We start from the raw sequence: 950 nt of genomic DNA on the forward strand, positions 1-950 counted from the left end.
TTAAGTAATAGCTGCTCTATTGTTATGCTTATGTAAGTGCTTACTGACCCATGGGTTGGTTAAGCTCTATTAAAATGCCGTCGGCACTTTTTGGGTGGATGAAGATCACTTTACAATTGTGCGCACCAGGTGAAGGTGCATCGGAAAGGAATTGATAACCCTTTGCCTTCAAACGCTCAACATCCGCTTCGATATCGTCGCTGCGGAAACAAAGGTGGTGAATGCCACCGCCTTTCTTTTCCAAGTATTTCTGCACAGGGCCTTCACCGTTAAGCGGGTGAATCAATTCAATGCTGGTTTTCTCAACGTCTAAAAACGCAGCACTGGTTTTTGCTTCAGGTACATCTTCCTGACCTTTCAGGTTCAAGCCGAAGTCTTCTGCAAAGCGCTCTATGGCTTTCTGTAAATCTGGCACTGCTATCGCAATGTGGTCTAAGCCTGTAATCATTGTTTATTCTCCTAAATATTCGCCAAAAACTCAGTGCAAGCTTTGGTTTGTCTGTCTTTTATCTGCTCGTCTGTTTCAATAACGATTTCTTCATCAGGAACAATTTTGAACAGTGGCTGACCCTTCTTAATAATGGTGCCGTCGTCTTCAAGCAGCACTTTAGCAATGGTGCCAGAGAACGGCGCAGCTATTTTATTGAACATCTTCATGACTTCAACGATATAGAGCGGATCTCCCGTCTCAAAGTGCTGGCCTTCCTCAATAAAGGGAGGCATATCAGGCGCTTCGCGCGAATAGAACATACCGCCTGAGCTGGCGAGAATCTCATCACTTTTCGCGACAGGTGGTGGTACTAGGACCTTCGCCATCGCTTCCTGATAATCTTTATTGGTTAAGTTCTCAGGAATGACTAAGCTCAGGTCATCAGCGACTTTCAGTTCGAAGAAACCTGTCTTGGCGGCTATGTATGGCAGTAATAGTAGTACTCTGCAGCCAGCTTGAT

2 protein-coding genes are annotated in these 950 nt (G+C 45.2%); both read right to left on the reverse strand.

What is annotated here, in order from left to right; genetic code table 11:
* Positions 1–40 precede the first annotated feature (40 nt).
* Positions 41–448, reverse strand: a complete 408-nt coding sequence (gene mce / locus A3757_RS02655; RefSeq protein ID WP_068553520.1) for a methylmalonyl-CoA epimerase — start codon at positions 446–448, stop codon at positions 41–43.
* An 11-nt stretch (positions 449–459) separates the two neighbouring features.
* Positions 460–950, reverse strand: a 491-nt coding sequence (locus A3757_RS02660; protein WP_156506127.1) for a biotin/lipoyl-containing protein, incomplete at its 5' end; no start/stop codon positions are given.

Source organism: Oleiphilus sp. HI0117, from assembly GCF_001635235.1.

Excerpts from the sequence above, each read along its gene's own strand:
- mce (WP_068553520.1), bottom strand. The coding sequence starts at position 448 with ATGATTACAGGCTTAGACCACATTGCGATAGCAGTGCCAGATTTACAG.